This window comes from Sphingomonas hengshuiensis (assembly GCF_000935025.1).
In the GTDB taxonomy this organism is placed as follows: domain Bacteria; phylum Pseudomonadota; class Alphaproteobacteria; order Sphingomonadales; family Sphingomonadaceae; genus Sphingomonas; species Sphingomonas hengshuiensis.
Map to the genome: position 1 here is coordinate 3,760,334 of NZ_CP010836.1, position 23,919 is coordinate 3,784,252.

The window sequence follows — 23,919 nt, forward strand, 5'->3', positions numbered from 1 at the left end:
GCGAACCTCTACCTTCTTTTTGCCCCGCGACTCAGCGCCTCAGCTCCGCCCCATCCGAATCGCCGCCCCCGCGACGAACGGGCATCCCGCGACCAGCAACAGGCTCACCGCCCCCAGCAGCTTGAAGGCCCCCGGCTGATCGCCGCTCGCGCCTGCGCCGAAGATCAGCAGCGGCACCGCGAAGGGCAGCATCACTAGTCCCGCCAGCGCCCCTGCCCCGCGCAGCCCCGCGACCAAGGCCGCCGTCGCCACGCCCAAAGCCGCCAGCCCCGGCGTGCCGATCGCCAGCGCGAGCAGGATCGGTGCCAGCGTCGCGCCCGGTATCTGGAGCAGCCCCGCCGCGATCACGCTGGCCGCGAGCAGCGCGGGTGCGAAGCCCAGCCAATGGCCGAGCATCTTCGCCGCCGCCACGGTCGCGTCCGCAATCCCGCGCGCCGCGAACTGATCGAGCACGCCGCTCTCCGCATCGGGCGCGACCAGCCGCTCGACCGGGAGCAAAGCCGCGAGCAAAGCCGCCGCCCAGATCACGCCGCCGCCGACGCGCGCGAGCAGCTTCGCGTCGGGCCCGATCGCAAAGGGGAACAGGATCGCGACGAGCAGGAAGAACGCAACCGGCATCAGCAGCCCGCCGGTGCTCCACGCGCGGCGCAATTCGCGCCACACGATCGCGGCGAAGCCGGTCACAGCCGCACCTCCACCGCATCGGGCAGCGCCAGCGGCAGATGCGTCGCGACCAGCGCGATTCCTCCGCCCGCCCGATGCCGCGCAATCAGCCCTTCCAGCGCCGCGACCGACGCGACGTCCAGCCCGTTGGCAGGCTCGTCGAGCAGCCACACCGGCGCCCCGCTCGCCACCACCCGTGCCAGCGCGGCGCGGCGGCGCTGGCCGGTGGAGAGCAGCCGCACCGGAACCTGCGCCAAATCGGCCATCCCCACCGCCTCCAGTGCAGGGGCAATGTCCGCCGTCCCGTCGATCCGCGCCCAGAAGCCCAGCGCGGCGGCGACGCTCAGTTCGGGATCGAGCGCGGCGGCTTCGCTCAGCAGCGCGCGCGCGCCCTCGCCTTCGACGCTCCCGGCGAAGGGCGCCAGCAGCCCGGCGGCGATACGGATCATGCTCGACTTGCCGGTGCCGTTCGGTCCGACGACCAACGCCGCCTGTCCGGGTGCCAGCGCGAAGCTGAGCCCCTCGAACAACAGCCGCCCCCCGCGCACGCACGCGACATCGCGGAACGCCAGGGTCCCGCTCACTCCGCCGAGTCTTCCAGCGCGTGCATATCGTCGTCGGACAACCCGAAATGATGCCCGACTTCGTGGACGACGACATGGCTGACCAGCGCCTCCAGCGTCACGCCGCTATCCACCCATTCGTCGAGGATCGGGCGGCGGTACAAATGGATGCGATCGGGCAGCGCGCCCGAATCGAACAAGGATTTCTCGCCGATCGGGCGGCCATGGTAGAGCCCGGTCAGGTCGAACGGGTCCTCGATCCCGAGCGCGTCGAGCGTCTCGTCATCGGCGAAATCCTCGACGATCAGCACCACGTCGCCCAGATGCGCCGCGAACGGCTCCGGAATGCGCGCCAGCGCGGCGCGGGCCAGCGCCTCGATCCTCGCTGCGTCCGGCGCATGGGTTGGCGCTTGCCCGCTCATCCGCGAACCCATAGGCGGTGCAGGCGACACGCGGCAAGGGAGAGCGACGATGGTGGTGCGGCTGACCGAGGGATTGCGGACCGAATCGCTCGCGGCGCTACCCGATTGGCGCTATGATTCGACACGCGACGCGATCGAGCGGCGCTTCCTGTTCAAGGATTTCAGCGCAGCGTTCGGGTTCATGACGCGAGTCGCGCTGCTGGCGGACAAGGCCGATCACCACCCCGAATGGTCGAACGTGTGGAACCGCGTCGACATCGTGCTGACCACGCATGATGCGGGCGGGCTGTCGACCCGCGATATCCAGATGGCGCACGCGATCGACGCGCTGCTGTAGTCAGGCGATTCCCCCGCGCATCCGCCGGCGCAGCCTGCCCGGCATCCATCGCGCGGCAAAGGCGAGGCGGCGCGCAGTCTTGCCGACGATGACATGCAGTTTATCGCCCTGCACCGCCTTCCATACCTGTTCGGCGACGGCGTCGAGCGGGGTGAATTCCAGCCCGGCGGCGCGCACCGAATCGCGCGCGCTATAGTTGGTCCCCGACACGGGCGAATCGAGGAGCGGGGTGTCGATGAAGCTAGGCATCAGCACGCGAACCTTGATCCCGTCGCGCGCCCATTCGCCGTCGAGCGCTTCCGATAACCCGCGCACCCCGAACTTGACCGCGGCATAGAGCGCCAGCCCCGCCGAGCCATAAATCGCCGCCGCCGACGCGGTGTTGACCAGCGCCGAGTCCGGAGTCGCCTTGAGCAGCGGATAGGCGGCGCGCGCGCCGTTGATGACGCCGACCAGGTTGATGCCGACGATCCGGTCGATCTCGTCGTCGGTCGCGGTGGCGAAGGGGCCGCCCACCGCGATCCCGGCATTGTTGAACATCACGTCGAGCCGCCCGCCGCTGGCAACCGCAAAGGCATCGAGCGACTCGCGCCACTGGTCGCGGTCGCGCACGTCCATCACATGGGTGGTTGCCATGCCGGGCGGGAGCAGCGCCTTGGTCGCCTCCAGCCCCGCCGCGCTGATGTCCGCCAGCCCGACGCGCCAGCCGCGCGCGGCGAAATGCACGGCCACCGCACGCCCGATGCCCGAACCGCCGCCGGTGATGAAGATCGCCGTCTGCCCCATGCCCCGCTCCTGTTGCTTTTTTTGACCTTTGCGCGATCATCCCGCACAACCCGGCGCGATGCCAGAGCAAACCCGCCGCGTAACCTTCAAAAATGTCAGTAAGCGCTATGGCGCCACCGTCGCGGTCGATTCGGTGTCGCTGGAGATTGCCGGGGGCAGCTTCGTCGCGCTGGTCGGTGCGTCGGGATCGGGCAAGTCGACGCTGCTCAAGATGGTCAACCGGCTGATCGAGCCGAGCGACGGCGCGGTGTGGATCGACGGCGCGCCGGTGGCCGCCGAACCCGCCCCGGCGCTGCGGCGGCGGATCGGATATGTGTTCCAGAATGTCGGGCTGTTCCCACATATGACGGTGGGCGAGAATGTCGCGATCGGGCTGCGGCTGGCGGGGCAGCGCGACGTCGCGGCGCGGGTGGCGGAGCTGCTCGCGCTTGTGGAGTTGCCCGGCGTGATCGCCGCACGGATGCCCGATGCGCTGTCGGGTGGGCAGCGCCAGCGCGTCGGCGTCGCCCGCGCGCTCGCCACCGGGCCGAAGCTGTTGCTGCTCGACGAGCCGTTCGGCGCGCTCGATCCCGTCACCCGCGACGCGCTGGGCAAGGCGATTGGCGCGTTGCACGCGACGATGGGGCTGACGACGATCCTGGTGACGCACGACATGGCCGAGGCGCTGCTGCTCGCGGATCGCGTCCTGGTGATGGAGGCGGGGCGCGTCGTCGCCGACGCATCCCCGCGGGAGGTGCTGGCGGGCAAGGCCGGGCCGGCAGCGGACGCGCTGGTCGCGGTGCCGCGCGAACAGGCGCACCGGCTGGCGGAGTTGGGGGCGTGAGGGGGGTGCGATCGTCCGGGGGGCCGCGGGGTGGTCGCCTATCCACCGTTGTCGCCCTCACCCTTCCCAACGCCTCCGGCGGCGGGCCCCTTCCCTCTCCCGTTGGGAGAGGGAGGGAGGCGCGAAGCGCCGGAAGGGTGAGGGTGCTGGAAACTTGGTCCCCCTCCCCGTTCCGGGGAGGAGTAAGTTGACCGCCGCCTTTGCCCGCGTGCCCGAGTTGCTCGCGCAGCATCTGTTGCTGGCGTTCGCGGCGCTGCTGCTGGGGCTGGTCGTCAGCGTGCCGCTCGCGATCCTGTCGGCGCGGCATCGAAGCGTGGCGCGGGTCGCGCTGGGGCTGGCGAGCCTGATCCAGACGATTCCCAGCCTCGCGCTGCTCGCGCTCTTCTATCCACTGTTGCTGTCGCTGTCGGCGCTGGTCGGCGGGGGGATTCCGGCCTTGGGCTTCCTGCCGTCGCTGCTCGCGCTGTCGCTCTATGCGGTGCTGCCGATCCTGCGCAACGGCGTCACCGGGCTTGCGGGCATCGACGCGGCGGTGATCGAGGCGGCCGACGGCATGGGGATGACGCGCGCGCAGAAGCTGCGGCTGGTCGAGGCGCCTTTGGTCGCGCCGGTGCTGATGGCCGGAATCCGCACTGCGGCGGTGTGGACGATCGGGGCGGCGACGCTGTCCACCACGATCGGCCAGCCGAGCCTGGGCGACCTGATCTTTGCGGGGCTCCAGACGCAGAACTGGGCGCTGGTGCTCGCCGGGTGCGTCGCGGCGGTGGGGCTGGCGCTGGTCGTCGACGCGCTGCTCGGGCTGGCCGAGATTGGGATTGCGCGGCGGCGGCGCGGGCTGGTCTGGGCGAGCCTGGGCGTATTGCTGGCCGGCGCGCTGGTCGCGCTCGCGCCCGCATGGCCCGCGGGCAAGGGGGTCGTGACGGTCGGCGCGAAGGGCTTTTCGGAGCAATATATCCTCGCCCGCGTGATCGGCCACCGGCTGGAGGCGGCGGGCTATACCGTCCGCTATCGCGAGGGGCTAGGCTCGGCGGTGGCGTTCAGTGCGCTCGCGGGCGGCGATATCGACGTCTATGTCGACTATTCAGGCACGCTGTGGACCAACCAGATGCAGCGCAGCGACGTGCCCCCGCGCGCCGCGATCGTCGCCGGAGTCGCCCAATGGGCGAAGCGCGAGCATGGCGTGACGCTGCTCGGCAGCCTGGGGTTCGAGAACGCCTATGCCTTTGCGATGCGCGGCGACGATGCCCGGCGGCGCGGCATCCGCAGCCTGGCCGACCTTGCGGAGCAGGCGCCGCATCTCGAATTCGCCACCGATGTCGAGTTCCTCGAGCGCCCCGAATGGCGTGCGGTGCGCGATGCCTATGGGCTGCGGTTCAAGGCGGCGCATCCCTATCAGCCGACCTTCATGTACCGCGCGCTGGCGAGCGGGCGCGCCGACGTGATCCCCGCTTTCTCGTCCGACGGGCGCATCGCCGCCGACCATCTCGCGGTGCTCGAAGACCCCAAGGGCGCGATTCCGGGCTATGACGCGGTGCTGCTGCTCGCGCCGTCGCGCGGCGATGATGCACGCTTCGTGGCGGCGCTGCGCCCGCTGGTCGGGGCGATTTCGGTCGAGCGGATGCGCGAGGCCAATTACCGCGTCGACCGCGACGAGGCCAAGGCATCGCCCGAAGACGCAGCGCGCTGGCTGGAGCGTGGACTTGGCCGCGAGGTTTCTGGTAACGCTCGCACAAGAGAATAGGGACGGAGAGATTCTGATGGGTATCAAGCTGCTTCTGGCGACGACTTTCCTTGTGTCCGCACCGGCTTTTGCGCAAACTTCGCCGACAACGCTGTCTGGCCAGACAGTCGCCGATCCCGCCAAATGGCCCGCCGCGAAGAGCCAGGGGCTCAGCGATCCCGCGACCGAGACGTTCGTCGACGGGCTGCTCGCGCAGATGACGGTCGAGGAGAAAATCGGCCAGATGATCCAGGCGGATATCGGCGCGATGAAGCCCGAGGAGCTTCGCCAATATCCGCTCGGATCGGTGCTCGCCGGGGGCAATTCGCCGCCGCTGTCGGGCAATGACCGCTCGCCCCAGGCCGATTGGGTGGAGACCGCGCGCGCCTTCCGCGCCGTGGCGATGGAGCCGCGCGGCAAGCATGCGCCGATCCCGCTGCTGTTCGGCGTCGATGCGGTCCATGGCAACAACAATGTGGTCGGCGCGACGATATTCCCGCACAATATCGGGCTGGGCGCCGCCAACGACCCCGCTCTGCTCCGCCGCATCGGCGAGGTCACCGCGATCGAAACCGCCGCCGCCGGCCCCGACTGGGCGTTCGGGCCGACCGTCGCGGTGCCGCAGGACGATCGCTGGGGCCGCACCTATGAAGGCTATTCGGAGGACCCGGCGATCGTCCGCGGGCTGGCCGGCGCGATGGTCGAGGGTATCCAGGGCAAGCCCGGTACCACCAACCGCATCCAGAAGGGCTATGTCGCGGCCAGCACCAAGCATTTCCTGGGCGATGGCGGCACCCATGACGGCATCGACCAGGGCGATGCCCGCGTGTCCGAGGCGACACTGGTCGCGATCCACGGCGCGGGATACCCGCCCGCGATCGAAGCCGGCACGATGACCGTGATGGCCAGCTATTCGAGCTGGAACGGCGCGAAGATGCACGGCAACAAATCGCTGCTCACCGATGTGCTCAAAGGGCGGATGGGGTTTGAAGGCTTCGTCGTCGGCGACTGGAACGGCCATGGCCAGGTCCCCGGCTGCACCAACACCGATTGCCCGGTCGCGTTCAACGCCGGGCTCGACATGGCGATGGCGCCCGATAGCTGGAAGGGGCTGTTCGATTCGACGCTGCGCCAGGCAAAGGACGGCACGATCCCGATGGCGCGGATCGACGATGCCGTGCGCCGCATCTTGCGCGTGAAGGTCAAGCTGGGGCTGTTCGACCCCGCCCGCCCGATCGAGGGCAAGGCCGGGGTGCTCGGCGCCCCCGCGCACCGCGCCGTGGCGCGCGAGGCGGCGGCCAAGTCGCTGGTGCTGCTCAAGAACAGCGGCGTGCTGCCGATCAAGGCGTCGGCAAAGGTTCTCGTCACCGGCCCCGGCGCCGATTCGATCGGGATGCAGACCGGCGGCTGGACGCTGAGCTGGCAGGGCGACGGCAATGGCAATGAGCTGTTCCCCAACGCCGAATCGATCTTTGCAGGCATCCAGAAGGCCGTGACGGCAGGCGGCGGCACCGCCACGCTCTCGCCCGATGGCAGCTTCACGGCAAAGCCCGACGTCGCGATCGTCGTGTTCGGCGAACAACCCTATGCCGAGATGCGCGGCGACATCCGCACGCTGGAATTCCAGCCCGGCGACAAACAGGCGCTGGCGCAGCTCCGTACGCTTAGGGCGGCGGGGATTCCCGTTGTGTCGGTGTTCCTCTCAGGTCGCCCGCTCTGGGTGAACCCCGAGCTGAATGCGTCGGACGCATTCGTCGCGGCATGGCTGCCGGGGAGCGAGGGCGGCGCGATCGCCGATGTGCTGGTGGGCGACACGGGCGGCAAGCCGCGCGGCGACTTCCACGGGCGGCTGTCGTTCAGCTGGCCCAAGACCGCGGGCCAGTTCACGCTCAACAAGGGGCAGCCGGGCTATGACCCGCTGTTCGCGCTGGGTTACGGCCTGACCTATGCCAAGCCGGGCAGCGTGCCCGCGCTCAGCGAGGAATCGGGCGTCGACGCCTCGCTCGCCAATACCAGCGTGTTCTTCGCGCGCGGCGCGGCGCCGGCACCCTTCTCGTTCGCGACCGACAGCGGCATCAAGCGAACGACCGTCGAGGGCCCGGCGACGCAGGAGGGCGGCCAGCTGCTCAGCTGGCCCGCGGGCAAGGCGACGCTGCGCATCGGCGGGCGCGAACTGGACCTGAGCCGCGAGGCCAATGCCGACTTGTCGCTCCAGCTGACCTATCGCCTGGAGGCGCCCGCGACCGGCCCGGTCCGGCTGCTGATGGAGGGCGGCACCAACAAGGGGGCGATCGACGCGACCAGCCTGTTCACCGGCCAGACGGGGACGTGGCGCACCGCCAAGATCCTGCTCAAATGCTATCAGCAGAACGGCGTCGACCTGAGCAAGGTCGTAGCACCCGTGGTGATCGAGGCATCGGGGCCGCTGTCCTTCGCGATTGCCGAGGCGCGGATCGTGTCCGATCCCAACGCATCGATCTGCCCGGGCAAATGACCGGGGCGATCCAGACGGTGGAGATTGCGCGCGGAGCCTTCCGCGCGCAGTTCCTCACGCTGGGCGCGGCGCTGCGCGTGCTGGAGGTGCCGGGGCGCGACGGCAGCGTGGCGAATGTCGTGCTCGGCTATCGCGACCTCGACGCCTATCGTGGCCCGCCGAGTTTTCACGGCGCGGTGGTGGGGCGCTATGCCAATCGCATCGGCGGCGCGCGGTTCACGCTCGACGGGACGCCGTTCGCGATCGCGGCGAACGACGGCGCGAACAGCCTGCATTCGGGGCCGCTAGGCTTCGACCAACAGCTCTGGAGCGTGGTCGCGCAAGATGCCTGGTCGGTCACCTTCGCGCTGGTCAGCCCCGATGGCACGAACGGCTTCCCCGGCACGCTCCGCGCCGAGGCGCGCTACACGCTGGAGGAAGACGGGCTGGCCGTGGCGCTGACCGCGACGACCGATCGCGCGACGGTCTGCAACCTGACCCAGCACAGCTATTTCAACCTGGCGGGCGAAGCGAGCGGGACGAATGTGCTCGGCCACCGGCTCCAGGTCGAGGCGAGCCGGATGACGCCGGTCGACGCCGCGATGATCCCGACCGGCGCATTCGCCGATGTCGCGGGGACGCCATTCGACTTTCGCACCCCCCACGCGATCGGGGAGCGGATCGACGCGCCCGACGACCAGCTCCGGCTCGGCCAGGGCTATGACCATAATCTGGTGCTCGACGGTGCGTTCGGCACGCCGCGCCGGATCGCGACGCTGTTCGACCCTCAATCGGGGCGCGTGCTCGATCTCGAATCGTCGAAGCCGGGGTTGCAGCTGTATACCGGCAACCATCTGGGCGGCGGCGCGCCGGGAACCGGGGGCCACGCCTATCCGCCGCGCGGCGGGCTGTGCCTCGAACCGCAGTTCTTCCCCGACAGCCCCAACCGCCCCGATTTCCCGAGCGCGCGGCTCGATCCCGGACAGGTCTATCGCCACGACATGGCGTTCCGCTTCCGCGTTGCCGCCACAGACGAAGAGGCCTTCCCCGGCTGATCGCCGGGAAAGGCCTTTGTTCGATCCTGTCCCCTGATCAGGCGACCGTGGGCTTCCCGTCGACGCGGCGCGGGACGATCGTCTCGCCGTCACGCAGCTCCGCCGGGAGCAGCGCCTCGGGCAGGTCCTGATAGCTTACCGGGCGCAGGAAACGGTCGATCGCCAGCGTGCCGACCGAGGTGCTGCGGCCATCGGCGGTCGACGGATAGGGCCCGCCATGGACCATCGCGTCGGTCACTTCGACACCCGTCGGCCAGCCATTTGCAAGGATACGCCCGACCAGATTCTCGAGCAGCGGGAGCAGCGTCTGCGCGACGGCGTGGTCGCCCGCATCGAGGTGCAGCGTCGCGGTAAGCTGGCCCTCCAGCAGCGCCACGACCTTGAGCAGCTCGTCGAGATCGGCACAGCGCACCAGCAGTGAGGTCGCGCCGAACACTTCCTCGGCATGGCCGGGATCGGCGATGAAGTCCGCGCCGGTCATCGTGAACAGCGCGCCCTGGCCGTTGGTCGGCCCCTCGGGCGCGAGCCCCTCGGCCAGCTTGGTGATCGACGATGCCGATGCCAGCCGCGCGACGCCGCTCTCATAGGCCTTGTGGATGCCGGGGGTCAGCATCGTCTGCGACGGCGCGCCCATCATCGCCGCCGATGCGGCGCTCAGGAAACGCTCAAGGTCGGGGCCGTTGATCGCGAGGACGAGGCCCGGATTGGTGCAGAACTGCCCCGCGCCCATCGTCACCGACGCGACATAGGCGGTGCCCAGCGCCTCGGCGCGCGCCTTCAGCGCTTCCGGCAGCAGGAACACCGGGTTGACGCTGCTCATCTCGGCATAGACCGGGATCGGCACCGGGCGCGCCGCCGCCAGCTTCATCAGCGCGACGCCGCCGCCGCGCGATCCCGTGAAACCCACCGCCTTGATCTGCGGATCGGTGACCAGCGCCTGCCCCACCGAATTGCCGGGGCCGTTGATCAGCGAGAACACGCCCTCGGGCATGCCCGTGCGCTCCGCCGCCTTGACGATCGCGCTGGCGACCAGCTCGGCGGTGCCGGGATGCGCCGAATGGCCCTTCACGATCACCGGGCAACCCGCGGCGAGTGCCGAGGCGGTGTCGCCGCCCGCGACCGAGAAGGCGAGCGGGAAGTTGGAGGCGCCGAACACCGTCACCGGCCCCAGCGGCACCATGCGCAGCCGCAGGTCGGGCTTGGGCGCGGGCTGGCGATCGGGGATTGCGTGATCGATGCGCGCGCGCAGATATTCGCCGAGGCGGATTTCCTTCGCGAACAGCCGCATCTGGCCCGCAGTACGCCCGCGCTCGCCGGTCAGCCGCGCCTTGGGCAGGCCGCTCTCGACCATCGCACGCTCGACCAGTTCGTCGCCCAGCGCCTCGATTTCCTCGGCAATGGCTTCGAGGAATTCGGCGCGGCGTTCGCGCGGCAGGGCGGCATAGATCGGGAAAGCGGCGGCGGCGGCAGCCGTCGCGGTCGCCACGTCGTCAACCGTCGCGACGCTGAAGCGCGGCTCGATCTCGGCGCCGGTGGCGGCGGCCACGGCCTTGAAGCCGGCGCCGTCGCGCTGAACGCGCTTCGACGCGATAAAAAGATCCCCAGTCAGCGACATTCAAACTCTCCCGATCTCGATGGACGTTAGCGGTAACATGCCCGAGGGCATTTAAGGCCTGGGGGCGCCCGGTTCAATGCCGCGCGGCCTCAGCAGCACAGGCTGAGCCTGCGCCCGCGCGCCGATGGGTCGCTCGCCTCGATTGTGTCGGCGAGCCCCAGATCGACCAATTTCGCCATCGCATCATGCGCAGCCTGCGCGTCGCCGGCGGCAATCGCATCGTACACGCGCAGATGGATCGGCAGCGCGTCGTGGGGCGCGGGCAGCCGATCCTGCTTGAACGCCGTGGTAAAGGCGATCGCCGCCGCCACCCCGCGCGTCAGCGAAATGATGAAGTCGTTTCCCGATGCCTCGAGCAGCGCAAAGTGGAACTGTTCGTCGCAGCACCGTCCCTGTTCGGTCGCGAAGCTGTGCCGCGCGACACCGTCCAGCCCCGCCTTCATCCGCGCCAGCTGCGCGTCGGTCCGCCGCAACGCCGCCAGCCGCGCGGCATCGGGCTCGACGATGCGCCGCAGCTCGAACAGACTGACGATCAGTTCCGGGTCCGGCTCTCCCGAAAAGGTCCAGGCCAGCACGTCGGGATCGAGCAGCTGCCACTCGCTGCGCGGGCTGACCTGCGTGCCGATCTTGGGGCGCGAATGGACCAGGCCCTTCGCGGCGAGGATACGGATCGCCTCGCGATACGCGGTGCGCGACACGTTGAACTGGACGCTGGCGGCGATCTCGCCTTCCAGTATCTCGCCGGGCTGGAGCGCACCCGACACGATACGGATGCCCAGTTCGCGCGCGACGGTGCCGTGGAGCCGCAGCGACCGCGGCCGCGCAGGCCTGATCCGGATTTTCTTGGGGGGTGCGGGCCGAGCGTCGGTCATCCAATCCCTTGGGCAATTTTGGCGGAGACGGAGGGATTCGAACCCTCGGTAGGAGTAATCCCCCTACGGCGGTTTAGCAAACCGCTGGTTTCAGCCACTCACCCACGTCTCCGGAAAGGGCCCGAGCGGAGGCCTATAGCGAGGGTCTCTCGCGCGATCAACGGCAGAACCGCTCCAACGTGAAATCGACTCGTCTGACCGCTCCGTTCATTGCAGCGACAGGGCGGCAGGCATAGCGTGCAGCGTCTTTTGGGGGTGTTGGAATGCGTATGCGGGCGTTGATGCTATGGGCTGCCGCGGCAATGCTGGGTGTGAGCACCGCGCCCGCAATGGCGCAGATGACGACGATCGACCCGAACACCGGGATCGATTCGGACCTCCAGACAGCCCCTGCGCCGCAGGAGAGTCCCGCACCGCAGGACCCTGCCTATCCGCAGGAGCCCGCTTACCCACAGGATCAGGGCACTGCCTATCGCCCGCCGCAGCGCGACACCGCGCCGGCCCGCGATCCGCAGGCGCCCGCCACCGCCGCCACCACGCGCGAACGGGCGACCGACACCTTCCAGCATGACGATCTGATCGGCGCAGCCGAGGGGGTGTTCGGCAAGGGCGCGTCGGGGCTTGCCGGGATCATCGAGAATATCCTGAAGGAACAGGGCGAACCCAATGCCTATATCGCCGGGCGCGAGGCGTCGGGCGCGATCGGGATCGGGCTGCGCTACGGCTCGGGCGAGATGTTCCACAAGGTCGAGGGCAACCGCAAAGTCTATTGGACCGGCCCCTCGGTCGGCTTCGACCTGGGCGGCGATGCGAACAAGGTGTTCGTGCTCGTGTACAACCTGTTCGACTCACAGGATTTGTACAAGCGCTTCCCCGCGGGCGAGGGCCGCGTCTATTTCGTCGGCGGCTTCTCGGCGAGCTATATGCGCAGCGGCGACGTCGTGCTGATCCCGGTGCGGCTCGGCGTCGGCTGGCGGCTCGGGATCAACGCGGGGTATATGAAGTTCAGCGAGAAGAAGAAGTGGATGCCGTTCTGATCGCGCATCCCCGCGCGGGCGGCTGAGGCCTCGCGCCTCAGCCGAATTCCACGGCCTCGAACCGCACCGGTGCGCCGATCGCGGCCTCGGCCAGCTCGCCGTCCCACATCACGCGATTGCCGCGCACGATCGTCCCCATCGGCTTGCCGGTCAGCGCCATCCCCGTGAACGGCGACCATCCGCAGCGCGACGCGAGCCAGCTTTCCTCGATCGTCCACTGCGCCTTCAGATCCACGATCGTGAAATCGGCGTCATAGCCCGGCACGATCCGCCCCTTGCCGACGATCCCGAAGATCCGCTGCGGCCCGGCGCTGGTCAGGTCGATCAGCCGCTGGAGCGTCAGCCGCCCCTCCGCGACATGGTTGAGCATCAGCGGCAGCAGCGTCTGGACGCCGGGCATGCCGCTGGGCGAGGCGGGATAGTCCTGCGCCTTTTCGGCGATCGTATGCGGCGCATGGTCCGACCCCAGCACGTCGGGGACGCCCTGGCGCAGCCACTCCCACAGCCCGTCGCGATGCGCCCCAGACCGGATCGGCGGGTTCATCTGCGCATAGCTGCCCAGCCGCGGATAGGCGTCCTCGCCCGCCAGCGTCAGGTGCTGCGGCGTGACTTCGCAGGTCGCGATGTCCTTGTTCTGCCCCAGCAATGCCAGCTCGGCGGGAGTCGTGACGTGCAGCACATGGATGCGCCGCCGCGCCGCGCGCGCCAGCCGCAGGATGCGCCGGGTCGCCAGGATCGCGCTCTCGTCGTCGCGCCATACCGGGTGCGACGCCGGGTCGCCCGCGATTCGCTCGCCGAGCCGCTCCTGCATCCGGAACTCGTCCTCGGCGTGGATCGCCACGCGGCGACGCCCCGATGCCAGCACCCGCGCCAGGTTATCGTCGTCGGATACGAGCAGGTCGCCGGTCGACGCGCCCATGAAGATCTTCACGCCCGCCGTCCCCGGGAGCCGCTCCAGCTCGGCCAGCGCCGCCGCATTGTGATTGGTCGCGCCGACGTAAAAGGCATGGTCGCACCACATCCGGTCCTTCGCGCGGGCCAGCTTGTCGGCGATCGCCTCGGCCGAATCGGTATTGGGCTTGGTGTTCGGCATCTCGAACACCGCAGTCACCCCGCCCAGCACGGCGGCGCGGCTGCCGCTCTCCAGGTCTTCCTTGGCCTCCAGCCCCGGCTCGCGGAAATGGACCTGGCTGTCGATCACCCCAGGCAGCACGTCGAGCCCGGTGCAGTCGATCGTCTCGCCGGCGTCGCCCACGGTGCCGATCGCCACGATCCGTCCGCCGGACACGCCGACATCGACCGCCGCCGGCCCGCTGGGCAAATATACGCGCCCGCCCGTGAGTTTTAGATCGACGCTCGCCATACTCGCCTCTTCCGCCAAAGCCTTGCGCCTCCTACCTGTTCGGGATGAGCGAAACCAGTCCCGGCACATGGCTTGCCGATCGCGCGCTGCTCCGGATCGCCGGCGACGACGTCCGCGGCTTTCTTCAGGGACTGCTGACGCAGGACCTCGCCCGCGTCGCGCCGGGGGCCCCCGCCTGGAGCGGTCTGCTTACCCCGCAGGGGAAGGCGCTGTTCGATTTCCTGCTGTGGGACGAGGGCGACGCGATCCTGATCGATTGCGAGGCGAGCGCGCGCGAGACGCTGGCGCGGCGGCTGGCGATGTACCGGCTGCGGCGCGCGATCACGATCGATCCCGTCGAGGGCGGGGTGCATTGGGCGCGCGCCGGGGACCAGGGCGCCCCCGATCCGCGCCTTGCCGCGCTCGGCCGGCGCTGGCTCGGCCCGGCGCAGAGCACTCCCGCGTCCGATTGGCGCGCGCACCGGCTGTCGCTCGGCGTCACCGAGGGCATGGAGGAACTTGGGCAGGACAAGACGCTCTGGCTCGAATGCAATGCCGAGGAACTGCACGGCGTCGGCTTCGCGAAGGGCTGCTATGTCGGGCAGGAGAACACCGCACGGATGCACTATCGCGCCAAGGTCAACCGGCGGCTGGTCGTGGCACCGCTCGGTGCGCCGGGCGAGCGCACCCGCGCAACCTATCCCGAGCTCGGCCTGATGGTCGAACTGCGGCGAGTCGAGTCGCTGGGCGACGCGCTGGTCCCCGACTGGCTGGCAGCCGCGCTGACGCCCGCCGACAAAGTATAAGGCCGCGCAACGCCGCGCCTCGACATAGCCGAACGCTTCAAGACACGAAAAAGGGGAGACCGGTTGCCCGGCCTCCCCTGATTTCCGTCCAATCCCCAAAGGGATCGGCGTGGCTTACATGCCAGCGCCCGGACCGTACTGGATTTCCACCCGACGGTTCTGGAGCTCGCGGACGCCATCGGCGGTCTCGACGCGCGGGCGGCTTTCGCCGAACGCTTCGGTCGAGATCACGCCGTCGGAGATGCCGCGGCTGGTGAGATATGCCTTCGCCGCGTCTGCACGACGCTGCGAGAGACCGACATTGTAGCTTGCCGAACCCGAACGGTCGGCATGGCCGGCCAGCATGACCTTCGAGTTGCCGCAGTTCTGATAGTTGCTGATGGCATTGTCGAGAATGCTCGCGGCTTCCGGCGTGATGTCCGACTTATCCCAGTCGAAGAACACGATATACGGTCCGGGAGTGCACTGGACGACCGGAGCGACCGGGGTCGGCTCGGGGGTCGGGGTCCACACCGGTGCCGGTGCGGGCTCAGGCGCCGGAGCCGGAGCCGGTTCAGGAGCCGGTGCGCCGAAGTTGAACACCAGGCCGCCCATGATCGAGTGCGAGCGATAGCGGAAGTACGTGTTGCGACCCGCAATGTCGGTCAGCTCGACGCCCGGTGCGTTGAAGAAGCGATACTTCAGCGAAACGTCGATCGAGTCGTTCAGGGGTGCGCGGACGCCCGCGAGAACCTGCCATGCGACGACCGTGTCCGAATCGTCGAGGAAGTTGCCGCGCGTGTTCAGGCCGATCTTTTCCTTGACGCGTGCAACGCCGAGGCCGGGGCCGACAAAACCCTGGACGCCATCGTCATCGCCGAAGTCGAACAGGCTGTTGACCATGAAGCTGAGCGCCGACGAGCTGCCACCGGCATAGTCGAACGAACCGGGCGCACGGTTGGTGTACGCGCCGCTTGCGCCGGCGACCGGCGTGGTCAGCGTGGACGAATATCCATCGACGCTTGCCTTGCGGTAGCTGACTTCAGCCTCCAGGCGAACCGGACCCAGGTCATAGCCCACGGTGCCGGCGACGTCGAAGCCGTACTTGTGGTCTGCCTTGGCGGCGTCGGGGCGATATGCCAGGTTGAAATCGATATCTTCGACCAGCATGGCGCCGCCCTCGATGCCCACATACCACGCGTCGTCGCGTGCGAGGGCGGGCGTGCTCAGTGCGGTGGTCGCGAGTGCCAGAATAACGGCCAGCTTCCGCATAATAATCCCCTTTCTTAGTTGTCACTACGGACAGCGACAAACTCACTACCGAAACGAAAGTTTCTGCGCAAGCGAACAAATCCGCTACTGTTGCATATACGTCACACCGCCGTTCCAATCAGGCCGTGGACGCGCAATGCTTCCAGCACCGCGATGATAGCTGCTCGCGCTGCGCCATCAACCACCAACCCCCCAATGGGTTCCGCTATGTCGGGCATTCTTTCGCCAACTACCTGTAAACCGCCGATAAAAACTTTTCCATGCGCCTCTCCAAAGCGCCATTCGCCGCCGCGGAACAGGGCAAATCCGCTAGTCTGGTCGATCCACAGCCGCGTTCCTTCTCGCGGTTGCACCATTCTCCACCCGCCCGGCGTCCATCCGGCGATCGCATGGGCATGGCCGGACCATGCCCCCGTGGGGCCGGCACCCACTATCCAGCATTGTCCCTCTGCGGGATCGGTCGGCGGCGCTGACAAAACCCCCTCCGCCGCCGCCTGCACGCTGAGGTCGATCAGCGAAAGCGCCTCATTATGGGACATTTCCTTCTGCGCCTGCCCGGGCTGGAGCAGGGGCAGCGATAGCCGCGGCGTCATCATGTCGGTCATGCGAAATCTCCCAGAGGGGGCAGGGTGAGGACGGCGGGGGGCGACAGCCCGTTTGCGCCGATCTGACGGATGCTGAGCGTCGACGCGACCGCCCGATCGGCGGCGCTCAGCGTTGCTGCAGGTGCGAAGACCTCCTCGCTGCGTGTGCTTCCGGACACGGGTGTCCACGCGACCAGGTAGCGCTCGCTTTCCTCGCCCAGCGGCGCGTCGACCCCGTCGAGCCACGCCCATCCGGTCCGGCTTCGGCGAACCCAGCGAACCTCCGTCCTTCCATCGGGCTGGCGCTCAGCCATAAGATGCACCGGCGCGGGCGGGACCAGCGCGATTCCGCGAATCGGTGCACCGCCGGAAACGCCTGCGGAGTCGTCGCCCACTCCTTTCGCCAGGATCGCGGCATCGCGCCCGATGCTCGCACTCGGCAAGTCGAGCAGCGCGAGCGTGTCGGCGGCGAGCAGCACGAATCGGTCCCCCACGGCCTGTGTGCCGATCGCCGCCTCGGTCCCGCGCCGCCCGCGCCACAGCCCGTGCAGCCGCCATCGCGCCCCGCCCAGCGGCTCGGCGCGCGCAAACTGGAAAAGCTCGTCCCCCGCCATCGCCAGGTTTGCCCCGTCGCACAGCGCCCCCGCATCGGCGTCCCCCAGCACCATCGCCGCGTTCGCCAGCTCGACGTCCAGCGCATGCATCCGATCCTCCAGCGCGGCACAGCCCGCCCCGGGCGGCACCGCGATTCGCCCGATCACTGCGGGCAGCGCGGTGGCGCCCGCGGAGGACCAGCTCGCGCCGCCATCGACGCTGAGCAGCAGCGCCGCCCCGCGCCACCCCGCGCCGCTCCCCGCCGCCGCGACCGCCAGCCGCGGCACGGTCGCGGCGCCCGCATCGATCGGCGGCAGCTCGAACACCGCAATCTCGGTCGCGCCGATCGTCCGGTCGGGCGCCGCCAGCACCCGCCCTGCGCTTGCCGCCGCGTCGGGCAGCTCGGGCGCGATGCCGACGCATTCCAGCGACACCACCATGCGCTCCAGCGTCCAGCGCGCGACGCGCCACTGCCCCGGCGCGTCGGCGATCGTCACGCGCGCGCCGGGACGGATCGCCAGCGCGCGCCACGGCAGCGCCAGCGTCCGCCGCTCGCGCGCCTGCTCGGCATGCGCGAGCGCCGCCTCGGCCAGAGTCTTCGCCGCACTCGCATCGATCGCGGCGGCCAATTCGATTCGGCTCTCGCTGTTGCCCGGTCCCGGGCGCACCGCGCGCTGGATGCCTGCCTGGTAATCGCGCGCGGGGTCGTAATGCGCCAGGCTGAGCGCGCGCGGCGCGGCGTCGGCGGCGGCGATGCTCCGCGCGCCGCGCGACCGTCCCTCGCTGTCGCGCCCGGCGCCTGCATCCTCGACCGCCACCGCGTCGCCGCCGCCACGGCACAGCGTCAGCGCGTTGCCGTCCGCACGGAACCACCCGCCCAGCGCGTCGCTCAGGGTCTCGGCCACCGCACGCACGCTCGCGCCATAGGCCGAAAACCCCGCCAGCGCCGGCATCGGGCCCTCCGCCGCCAATGCGCCCTCGCCGATCTCGGCCAGAATTATGCCCGGGTCGCACCCGCCCGTATCGGCGAAGACCTCGAAGGTCAGCGACGGGATGCGGTTGCCGAAATCGGCGAGCGGCAGGTCCTCGAACACTGCATAGGCGATGCCCCGGTGCGCGGGTGCGCGGCCGATGCCCTCGGCGGCGGCGATCAGCGGGTCGGGCGCCTGATCCTCGCTCCCGGGATGGAGCCGGAACCCCGTCGTCACCTTGAAATCGCCCGCCGCCCCGCGCAACAGACTGCCCTCCGCCCAGATGCGACCGACCCCCAGCACCGGGCGCGCCGACAGCGCGACGGCAAAGCTCGCCGTATAGCTATAGGTCGTCGTGGTCGGCTGCCCCTTGCCGCCCTCGCGGCTGCGATGCTCGATCAGGTCGGTGGCCCAGATCACCGTCCCCGCGACGCGCATCGCGCCGAACAGCCGGGGAATCTGGGTGCCATAGGAGGAGGTCTGGACGCGCAGCTCGTTCAGCCGCGGCCCCTCGCGCCCCTTCGCCTTGAACAGCACCTCGCGGTCGAACACGCCCCCCAGCACGCCGCCCAGCGCCGCCCCGAACGGCCCGCCGATCGCGCCGCCCGCCATGGTCAGAACCACGCTCGCCATGTCATTCCCCTTGGTTGATGCGCCGCTCGTTGATCCGCCACCGCCCGATCACCGGCCAGGGCGGGGCGCCCGGTCGTTCGACCACGCGTCGCAGCATCGCGTCGGCATGGACGATGCCGTCCCCGCTATCGATCGCCAGATGGATCTGCCCCGGCCCTGCGGCCAGCAGCAGCAGGTCGCCCGGCTGCGCATCGACAACGCCGGTCAGCCCCCATGTCTCGATTGTCGCGGCCACGCGCGCCGCATCACCGCTGCGCAACCGATAGCCCTGCGGCACCACGCCGCCGGCACCCCCTGCGCCCAGCGCCAGCGCAGCGAGCCCGACACAATCCAGCCCGCTCTCGACGTCGCGCCCGTGCAGCCGGAACCGCGCGCCGACTGTGCCACGCGCCGCCGCGACGACGCGCGCGCCCGCGCTCATCCGCCGGGGTAGCGCGTGAGCAGGTCGATCCCCGGCAAATAGGGCTCGCCCCGGAAATTGGCGGCGTTGCCGAATCGCTCGGCGCACATCGCGATGCTCTTGGCGCACCCCTCGCTCAGCTCGACCAGCGCGCCGATGGCGGCAAAACGCGGCGCGCGGCGCAGCACCACCACGGCGCCCGCCGAATGCGCGATGGCATCCTCCAGCCCCGAATTGGCGCCCCCGAACCACCGCAACCGCCCGCCGCCGTAGCAATCCGCGCTCGGCTCGCTCGCGTCGAGCGTCAGCACCGCGCCGTCGCTGCCGATCACCCGCGCAAACCGCCGCCGCCCCGCCATCGCCACCCGGCACCGGGCATCGCCCAGTTCGGCGCGGCATTCGGGCGAGGTCTCCTCGACCACGGGCCGCTCGAGCGCCGCCGCGACACCGCGCAGCTCGGCGGTGAGCACGCCGTTCTGGGTTTCCACTGCCCCGATCGTCCCTTCGCCCAGCGCAATGCCCGCGTCGGGCGCGGTCCAGTCGGTCGCGAACACGCGCACCCGCGCCCCGTCCCAGCGCCCGGCGAGCAAGTCCGCCTCGCTGATCGCGGCGCTGGTGAGCGCGCCAGTCACGTCCATGCTGTCGGCATCGAGCGCGGCGCTGCGCGCGATCGCGCTCGGCGTCATCCCCGGCGCCGCGCGATAGGTCATGCCGTCGATGGTCAGGTCGCGGTCATGCGCGGTCAGCCCGATCGCCACCCCATCGCGCCGCTCGACTCGCCAGCACAGCGCGATCGTGGTGAGTTCCCCCTCCAGCGCGGTCATTCGCGGATCTCCACCAGCGGCACCGACGCCGCCATGCCCGCAAGGAAAGTCGCGCGGCTCACGTCCAGCCGGTCCTCGGCAAAGCGCACCGGCATGTCGAAGTCGAAGGTCGCAGTAACGACCGCGCCCGCCGCCGGGGGCACGTCGAGCGTCACCATCCCGCCGGGCCCGACCGTGAACCCGCTGGTGGCCACGCCGCCGACCGTGATCTGCACGCTCCCCACCACGGGCCGCGTGATCCGCCGCACGCTGTCACCATACTGCCGGACCAGCGCGAACCCCGAAGTCGCGCCGTCGCCGGTGCCCAGCACCTCGTCCACCCCCTGCCAGTCGAACGGGTCGCGCAGCCGGAACCCCCGCGCCGGGCCGATCCGCGCGCGAAAGAACGCGATCAGCGCGGCGATGTCCGCCTCGGATCGCACCCCCGGCCCCACGTCATAGCGCGTCCGCGCCTCGGCCCATTCGGCATTGCGCGCCTCATGCCCGCCCGCGCTGGTCACGATCGCCGTCGAGACCTCGGTCGAAACCTCCGCCTCGCGCCCCAGCGCGATCGGGAAGCGCACCTCGTCGAAAGCCACCATGCCATCCTCCTCCTGGTCGAAATGGACGAACCCGTCGCGCAGCACCTGCGGCAGTGCCCAGACATAGGTCTGCGCCACCCCCCGCCGCCGCGCAGCCTCCGCGGCCCCGGCAATCGCGCGCCACTGGCCGCGATCCTCGAGGCGCAGCACAAAGCCCGCCAGATAATGCTGCGCCCCCGCCGGATAGCCCAGCCGCGCCTCGACCGCCGCAATCCCCCGCGCCGTCGCCGCCGCATCCCCCGCCGCCGCCCAGTCATAATCCTCCAACTGGAGCACATCGAATGCAGGCCGCGCCCAGCCCAGCGGCAGGTTCGCCCGCCGCGCCTCGGGCATCGCGCGGTCGAGCACGGTCGGCAGATAGGCGAGCAGCAACACCTCCGCCCCCGGCGCCACCCCTCGCACCGCATCGCGCAACGCCAGCGTCGATGCCGCCAGCAGCGCCCCCGCCGCATCGAGCACGCCGGTCTCCACCACCCCGCGCAGATTCTGCTCCGCCGAATCGCCCAGCGCCACCCGCGCCGCCGCGTCGTGGATGCACAGCCGCCCATCGGCCATCACCCACCACCACGGCTCGCCGATCTGGAAGCGCACCGCCAGCCCCGCGTCCACCGCGATCCCGACAAACGCCGCCGCCACCGCGCGCAGATACGCCATCGCCCCGCCCTGCGCCGGCGACAACAATGTCGAGGGCGGGCTCCACCCGGTCAGCGCCGGGCTCCCGTCCGCCGCCCGCTGCTTCCAGTCGCCCCAGCAATGCGCGTCGAACAGCTCGTACGACAGCGACCAGATCACCCCCAGCCCCAGCGCCTTCGCCCGCGCCGCGAAATCGCGATGCCACGCCGCACACGCGACGTTCAGCGCCCCCCCGGCGAGCCCGACATAATAGCCCCCCGAATGCGCCTCGAGCCGGAAATAATGGCTCATCCCGACATAGTGCAGGATGTCCCCGCGATAGCCGAGCTGGAGCAGGTTGCGCAGCAATCGCGCCGGCGTCAGGTTGTAGCTGTCGTCATAGCCGCTCGCGATGCGCAGCCCATGCTCGGGCACCACGACATCCCCAATGCTTAGCACCGCCCCCGGCCCCTCGCACACAATGCCGCTCATCTCGGCCCAGCCCTCGACCGGCGCCGCCAGCGCCGCATCGGCCCCCGTGTACCCCTCCGGCACCAGCGACACGAACATCCGGTCGACATCGCCTGCGAACACCGGATCGGCCTCGCCCGGCAGCAGATAGCCGGCGTCCAGCGCGGCAAAGTCGATCGCGACCAGCGCGTCCTCGGGACTGCCCAACGCATAATTCCACAGCCGCACATACCAGGAGCGCGCCACGCCCCCGGCATCGCGCCCCTCGATCGTCAGCACCGGGCCGTTGACCGCGTCCAGCGCCACCACCCCCGCCGACCGCCAGCGAAACCGCAACCGGCACCCCCGGAAATCGCGCCGCGTCTCGTACCGCAACAACGCATGGTCGTGCCGGTCCTCGGCCTCCCAGATCAGCCCCGCCAGATCGTCCTGCCGGTAAAACACCGCATCGACGCGCAGCGCATCGGGCGCCGTCGTCACGACGCTCGCCATCATCGGACGCGGGAAATTGACGGTCCAGTAAACGGGGTCGAAGCGCGACACCGTCCCCGCCGCCTGCCCGCCGCGCGCCTCCGCCAGCCACCAGCCCATCACTCGACTCCCGCCAGCGCAGCCTTGACCGCGCGCGCCACCTGCCGGCTCGATTGCGCCAGCGCCCGCGGCGCCTCGCCGCTGCCCGCCTGGACGGTGATCGACACGCGCACGTCGCGCGCACCCCCGCCCTGCGCCGCCGCGATGCTCCCCGCCCCGGTCGGCACGAACAGCTCGGGGCCGCGCTCGCCCACCCAATAGGGGCGGTTGGGGCTCACCGGCCCGCCCGTCGCGCGCCCCGGCGCGCCGCCGACCAGCCCCGACAGCGACGCCAGCAACCCGCCGCCGCTCGTCCCCGATCCGCCCAGCACGCTCCCCACCAGATCGTGCAGCGCCGATGCCGCAATCTCGTTCACCACCGACAGCGCGACGCGGCGCAGATCCTCGAAGCCCAGCTTCCCCGTCCGGATCGCCTTGCCCAGCGCACCCTCGATGGCGCGCCCCGCCCGATCCACGCCATCGGCCAGCGGCCCCTCCAGGCTCCCGCGCATCTCGGCCACGTCGCGCGCGAATGCGGCGGTATCGGCACGCACCGACACCACCAGCCGTTCGATTTCTTCATCCATCGGGAAATGCTCCTTCAACCGTGCCAGCATGTCGGCATCGGGCGGCGCCACCACCGGCCCGGACACCGCCGCCGCCAGTGCCGCCAATTCGGCGGGAGTCGCGTTCCAGAAAATCTCGGGCGTCCAGCCAAGCGCCACTCCCGCCACCCCCGCCAGCCGCACCGCGGAGTCGGCAAAGCGCCTGTCCTGAGCCTGCCGAACGGGCCCGTCCTGAGCCTGACGAAGGAGCGTCACCGCCCCGCCAATATCTGGCCGATCAGCATCTTCAGCGCCGGCATATTCGCCGCCAGCCCGCGCGACGCCACCGCATCGGCGAAGCGTTCGCGGGTCATCCCGTCGGGCAGCTCGACAACACAATGCCAGAACAGCGCGACCATCTCCGACAGGCTCAGCCGCCCCTCGGCCACGCGCTCGACCATCGCGAACAACGGCCCCACTTCGCCCTCGGCAGCGACCAGCGCCTGAAAGCTCGGGCGCAGCACCAGTACCGCACCGCCAATCCGCAGCTCAGCTTCGCCCCGTGCCGCATTCGCACTCCCCTCCCTCACAGGGAGGGGAGTGTCGGGTCGGCCATGCCCCCGGCATGGCCTGAACAGCGCGGGGCGCTGTTCACCCGGCACTGGGTGGGTCGGTGTCTCACCGAGCCCGCCATCAACCGCGCTCACGCGCTCACCACCGGCCCGGAGCTTTCCAGGCTCAGCGTATAGCTGCGCTCGCCGTTGAAATCCCCGGCATAGTCCAGCCGCGTGACCAGGAAGCGCCCGGTCATGCTCTCGCCGCTCTCGAAGCTCAGCCGGTAATCGTCGAGCACGCCCGCCAGCGCATTGGCCTTCACCCGCGCCTCGGCGGCGGAGCCGGTAAACACCCCCGCGCCCGACACGCTCACCGATCGCACCCCCGCCCCCGACAGCAATTCGCGCCACCCGCCCGAATCCTTCGACGTGATGACCACGGTCTCGCCATTGACGCTCAACTGCGTCGTGCGCAGCCCCGCCACGGTCGCATAGACCACCGGCACCGCCCCATTCCCCACCTTGAGCAGGAACGCACTACCCTTCTCCGCCGCCATATTGGTTCTCCTGTCTGAAGTTGGTTCGAAGTCCCGCTCGCCAAATGCGCTCCCCTCCCCTCTGGGGAGGGGTCGGGGGAGGGGCCGAAATAGAAGCCGCGCGATCCCGTCGCCCCAAACACTTTCCCCTCCCTGCAAGGGAGGGGTCAGGGGTGGGTGCGAGGGCGTAGCCCGAGCTTCTACGTTCGCAGATGAGCCACCGGTCGGGGCATCGAGCCCCGACCGGTGCCGAACCCACCCCCAGCCCCTCCCTTGCAG

At 70.0% G+C, this 23,919-nt stretch carries 23 protein-coding genes, 1 tRNA gene and 1 pseudogene; 7 read left to right on the forward strand and 18 right to left on the reverse strand.

All coding sequences use genetic code 11. The features are described from left to right. Positions 1–39 precede the first annotated feature (39 nt). Genes TS85_RS16895 through TS85_RS16905 form a run of 3 tightly spaced genes read right to left on the reverse strand, consistent with a single transcriptional unit; the run spans position 40 to position 1,648 of the window. Positions 40–684 carry a heme exporter protein CcmB gene (locus tag TS85_RS16895; protein ID WP_044333806.1) on the reverse strand — a complete coding sequence of 215 codons (645 nt, stop codon included), beginning with the start codon at positions 682–684 and terminating at the stop codon, positions 40–42. Beyond that, positions 681–1,247 (reverse strand): heme ABC exporter ATP-binding protein CcmA, encoded by a 567-nt coding sequence (gene ccmA, locus TS85_RS16900; RefSeq protein WP_044333807.1) that lies wholly within the window; start codon positions 1,245–1,247, stop codon positions 681–683. The genes TS85_RS16895 and ccmA overlap by 4 nt, the downstream gene beginning before the upstream one ends. Next, on the reverse strand, positions 1,244–1,648 hold the full coding sequence (locus tag TS85_RS16905) for a metallopeptidase family protein (protein WP_155006459.1): 405 nt from the start codon (positions 1,646–1,648) through the stop codon (positions 1,244–1,246). The genes ccmA and TS85_RS16905 overlap by 4 nt, the downstream gene beginning before the upstream one ends. Positions 1,649–1,697: 49 nt before the next feature. On the opposite strand from TS85_RS16905, the gene TS85_RS16910 reads away from it, so the two are divergent. Continuing rightward, the gene (locus tag TS85_RS16910; protein ID WP_044333809.1) at positions 1,698–1,985 is read left to right on the forward strand and encodes a 4a-hydroxytetrahydrobiopterin dehydratase; all 288 of its coding nucleotides are present in this window, start codon (positions 1,698–1,700) and stop codon (positions 1,983–1,985) included. On the opposite strand, the gene TS85_RS16915 is transcribed toward TS85_RS16910, so the two are convergent. Further along, positions 1,986–2,771: an SDR family oxidoreductase gene (locus tag TS85_RS16915; RefSeq protein WP_044333810.1), complete on the reverse strand. Its 786-nt coding sequence runs from the start codon at positions 2,769–2,771 to the stop codon at positions 1,986–1,988. Between the two features lie 58 nt (positions 2,772–2,829). Here TS85_RS16915 and TS85_RS16920 point away from each other — a divergent pair, with 58 nt between their 5' ends. The 4 genes from TS85_RS16920 (at position 2,830) to TS85_RS16935 (ending at position 8,842) form a co-directional block, all read left to right on the forward strand. Then, positions 2,830–3,594, forward strand: coding sequence for an ATP-binding cassette domain-containing protein (locus TS85_RS16920; RefSeq protein ID WP_044333811.1), 765 nt, complete (start codon positions 2,830–2,832; stop codon positions 3,592–3,594). 187 nt (positions 3,595–3,781) lie between these two features. After that, entirely contained in the window at positions 3,782–5,335 is a 1,554-nt protein-coding gene (locus TS85_RS16925) for an ABC transporter permease/substrate-binding protein (RefSeq protein WP_044333812.1), read from the forward strand. 16 nt (positions 5,336–5,351) lie between these two features. Then, positions 5,352–7,808 carry a glycoside hydrolase family 3 protein gene (locus tag TS85_RS16930; RefSeq protein ID WP_044333813.1) on the forward strand — a complete coding sequence of 819 codons (2,457 nt, stop codon included), beginning with the start codon at positions 5,352–5,354 and terminating at the stop codon, positions 7,806–7,808. Then, positions 7,805–8,842 (forward strand): aldose epimerase family protein, encoded by a 1,038-nt coding sequence (locus TS85_RS16935; RefSeq protein ID WP_044333814.1) that lies wholly within the window; start codon positions 7,805–7,807, stop codon positions 8,840–8,842. Before TS85_RS16930 ends, TS85_RS16935 begins: the two co-directional genes overlap by 4 nt. 37 nt (positions 8,843–8,879) lie before the next feature. On the opposite strand, the gene TS85_RS16940 is transcribed toward TS85_RS16935, so the two are convergent. From TS85_RS16940 to TS85_RS16950, 3 genes are all read right to left on the reverse strand, one after another. Further along, entirely contained in the window at positions 8,880–10,457 is a 1,578-nt protein-coding gene (locus tag TS85_RS16940) for an aldehyde dehydrogenase (NADP(+)) (RefSeq protein ID WP_044333815.1), read from the reverse strand. Between the two features lie 89 nt (positions 10,458–10,546). Further along, a complete protein-coding gene (locus TS85_RS16945) occupies positions 10,547–11,329 on the reverse strand; it encodes a FadR/GntR family transcriptional regulator (RefSeq protein WP_052507977.1) in 783 nt (260 codons plus the stop codon). 19 nt (positions 11,330–11,348) lie between these two features. Further along, positions 11,349–11,441: transfer RNA gene (locus tag TS85_RS16950), tRNA-Ser, on the reverse strand. Between the two features lie 157 nt (positions 11,442–11,598). Between TS85_RS16950 and TS85_RS16955 the strand changes: the two genes are divergently transcribed. Beyond that, positions 11,599–12,366, forward strand: coding sequence for a DUF1134 domain-containing protein (locus TS85_RS16955; RefSeq protein WP_077228670.1), 768 nt, complete (start codon positions 11,599–11,601; stop codon positions 12,364–12,366). Between the two features lie 37 nt (positions 12,367–12,403). Here the strand turns inward: TS85_RS16955 and TS85_RS16960 are convergent, their stop codons facing one another. After that, entirely contained in the window at positions 12,404–13,729 is a 1,326-nt protein-coding gene (locus TS85_RS16960) for a dihydroorotase (protein ID WP_044333817.1), read from the reverse strand. Positions 13,730–13,773: 44 nt separating this feature from the next. On the opposite strand from TS85_RS16960, the gene ygfZ reads away from it, so the two are divergent. Next, the gene (gene ygfZ, locus TS85_RS16965) at positions 13,774–14,514 is read left to right on the forward strand and encodes a CAF17-like 4Fe-4S cluster assembly/insertion protein YgfZ (protein ID WP_044333818.1); all 741 of its coding nucleotides are present in this window, start codon (positions 13,774–13,776) and stop codon (positions 14,512–14,514) included. A 114-nt stretch (positions 14,515–14,628) separates the two neighbouring features. Here ygfZ and TS85_RS16970 read toward each other — a convergent pair whose 3' ends face one another. From TS85_RS16970 to TS85_RS17010, 10 genes and pseudogenes are all read right to left on the reverse strand, one after another. After that, on the reverse strand, positions 14,629–15,765 hold the full coding sequence (locus TS85_RS16970) for an OmpA family protein (protein ID WP_044333819.1): 1,137 nt from the start codon (positions 15,763–15,765) through the stop codon (positions 14,629–14,631). Between the two features lie 101 nt (positions 15,766–15,866). Further along, positions 15,867–16,370 carry a DUF2793 domain-containing protein gene (locus TS85_RS16975; RefSeq protein ID WP_044333820.1) on the reverse strand — a complete coding sequence of 168 codons (504 nt, stop codon included), beginning with the start codon at positions 16,368–16,370 and terminating at the stop codon, positions 15,867–15,869. After that, positions 16,367–18,547: a GTA baseplate fiber-binding domain-containing protein gene (locus TS85_RS16980; protein ID WP_044333821.1), complete on the reverse strand. Its 2,181-nt coding sequence runs from the start codon at positions 18,545–18,547 to the stop codon at positions 16,367–16,369. Before TS85_RS16980 ends, TS85_RS16975 begins: the two co-directional genes overlap by 4 nt. A 1-nt stretch (position 18,548) precedes the next feature. Beyond that, positions 18,549–18,968, reverse strand: coding sequence for a hypothetical protein (locus tag TS85_RS16985; RefSeq protein ID WP_044333822.1), 420 nt, complete (start codon positions 18,966–18,968; stop codon positions 18,549–18,551). Next, positions 18,965–19,771, reverse strand: coding sequence for a DUF2163 domain-containing protein (locus TS85_RS16990; RefSeq protein ID WP_044333823.1), 807 nt, complete (start codon positions 19,769–19,771; stop codon positions 18,965–18,967). The genes TS85_RS16985 and TS85_RS16990 overlap by 4 nt, the downstream gene beginning before the upstream one ends. Beyond that, positions 19,768–22,026: a DUF2460 domain-containing protein gene (locus tag TS85_RS16995; protein ID WP_044333824.1), complete on the reverse strand. Its 2,259-nt coding sequence runs from the start codon at positions 22,024–22,026 to the stop codon at positions 19,768–19,770. The genes TS85_RS16990 and TS85_RS16995 overlap by 4 nt, the downstream gene beginning before the upstream one ends. After that, complete coding sequence (locus TS85_RS17000; protein ID WP_044336491.1) at positions 22,026–22,592, reverse strand: hypothetical protein; 567 nt, start codon at positions 22,590–22,592, stop codon at positions 22,026–22,028. The genes TS85_RS16995 and TS85_RS17000 overlap by 1 nt, the downstream gene beginning before the upstream one ends. Positions 22,593–22,604: 12 nt before the next feature. Then, positions 22,605–22,826, reverse strand: a pseudogene (locus tag TS85_RS24810) (phage tail assembly chaperone); the annotation flags it as partial. After that, complete coding sequence (locus tag TS85_RS17005) at positions 22,823–23,140, reverse strand: gene transfer agent family protein (protein WP_077228671.1); 318 nt, start codon at positions 23,138–23,140, stop codon at positions 22,823–22,825. The pseudogene TS85_RS24810 and the gene TS85_RS17005, both read right to left, overlap by 4 nt. Before the next feature lie 113 nt (positions 23,141–23,253). Next, entirely contained in the window at positions 23,254–23,661 is a 408-nt protein-coding gene (locus tag TS85_RS17010) for a phage major tail protein, TP901-1 family (RefSeq protein ID WP_044333826.1), read from the reverse strand. Positions 23,662–23,919: the final 258 nt, after the last annotated feature.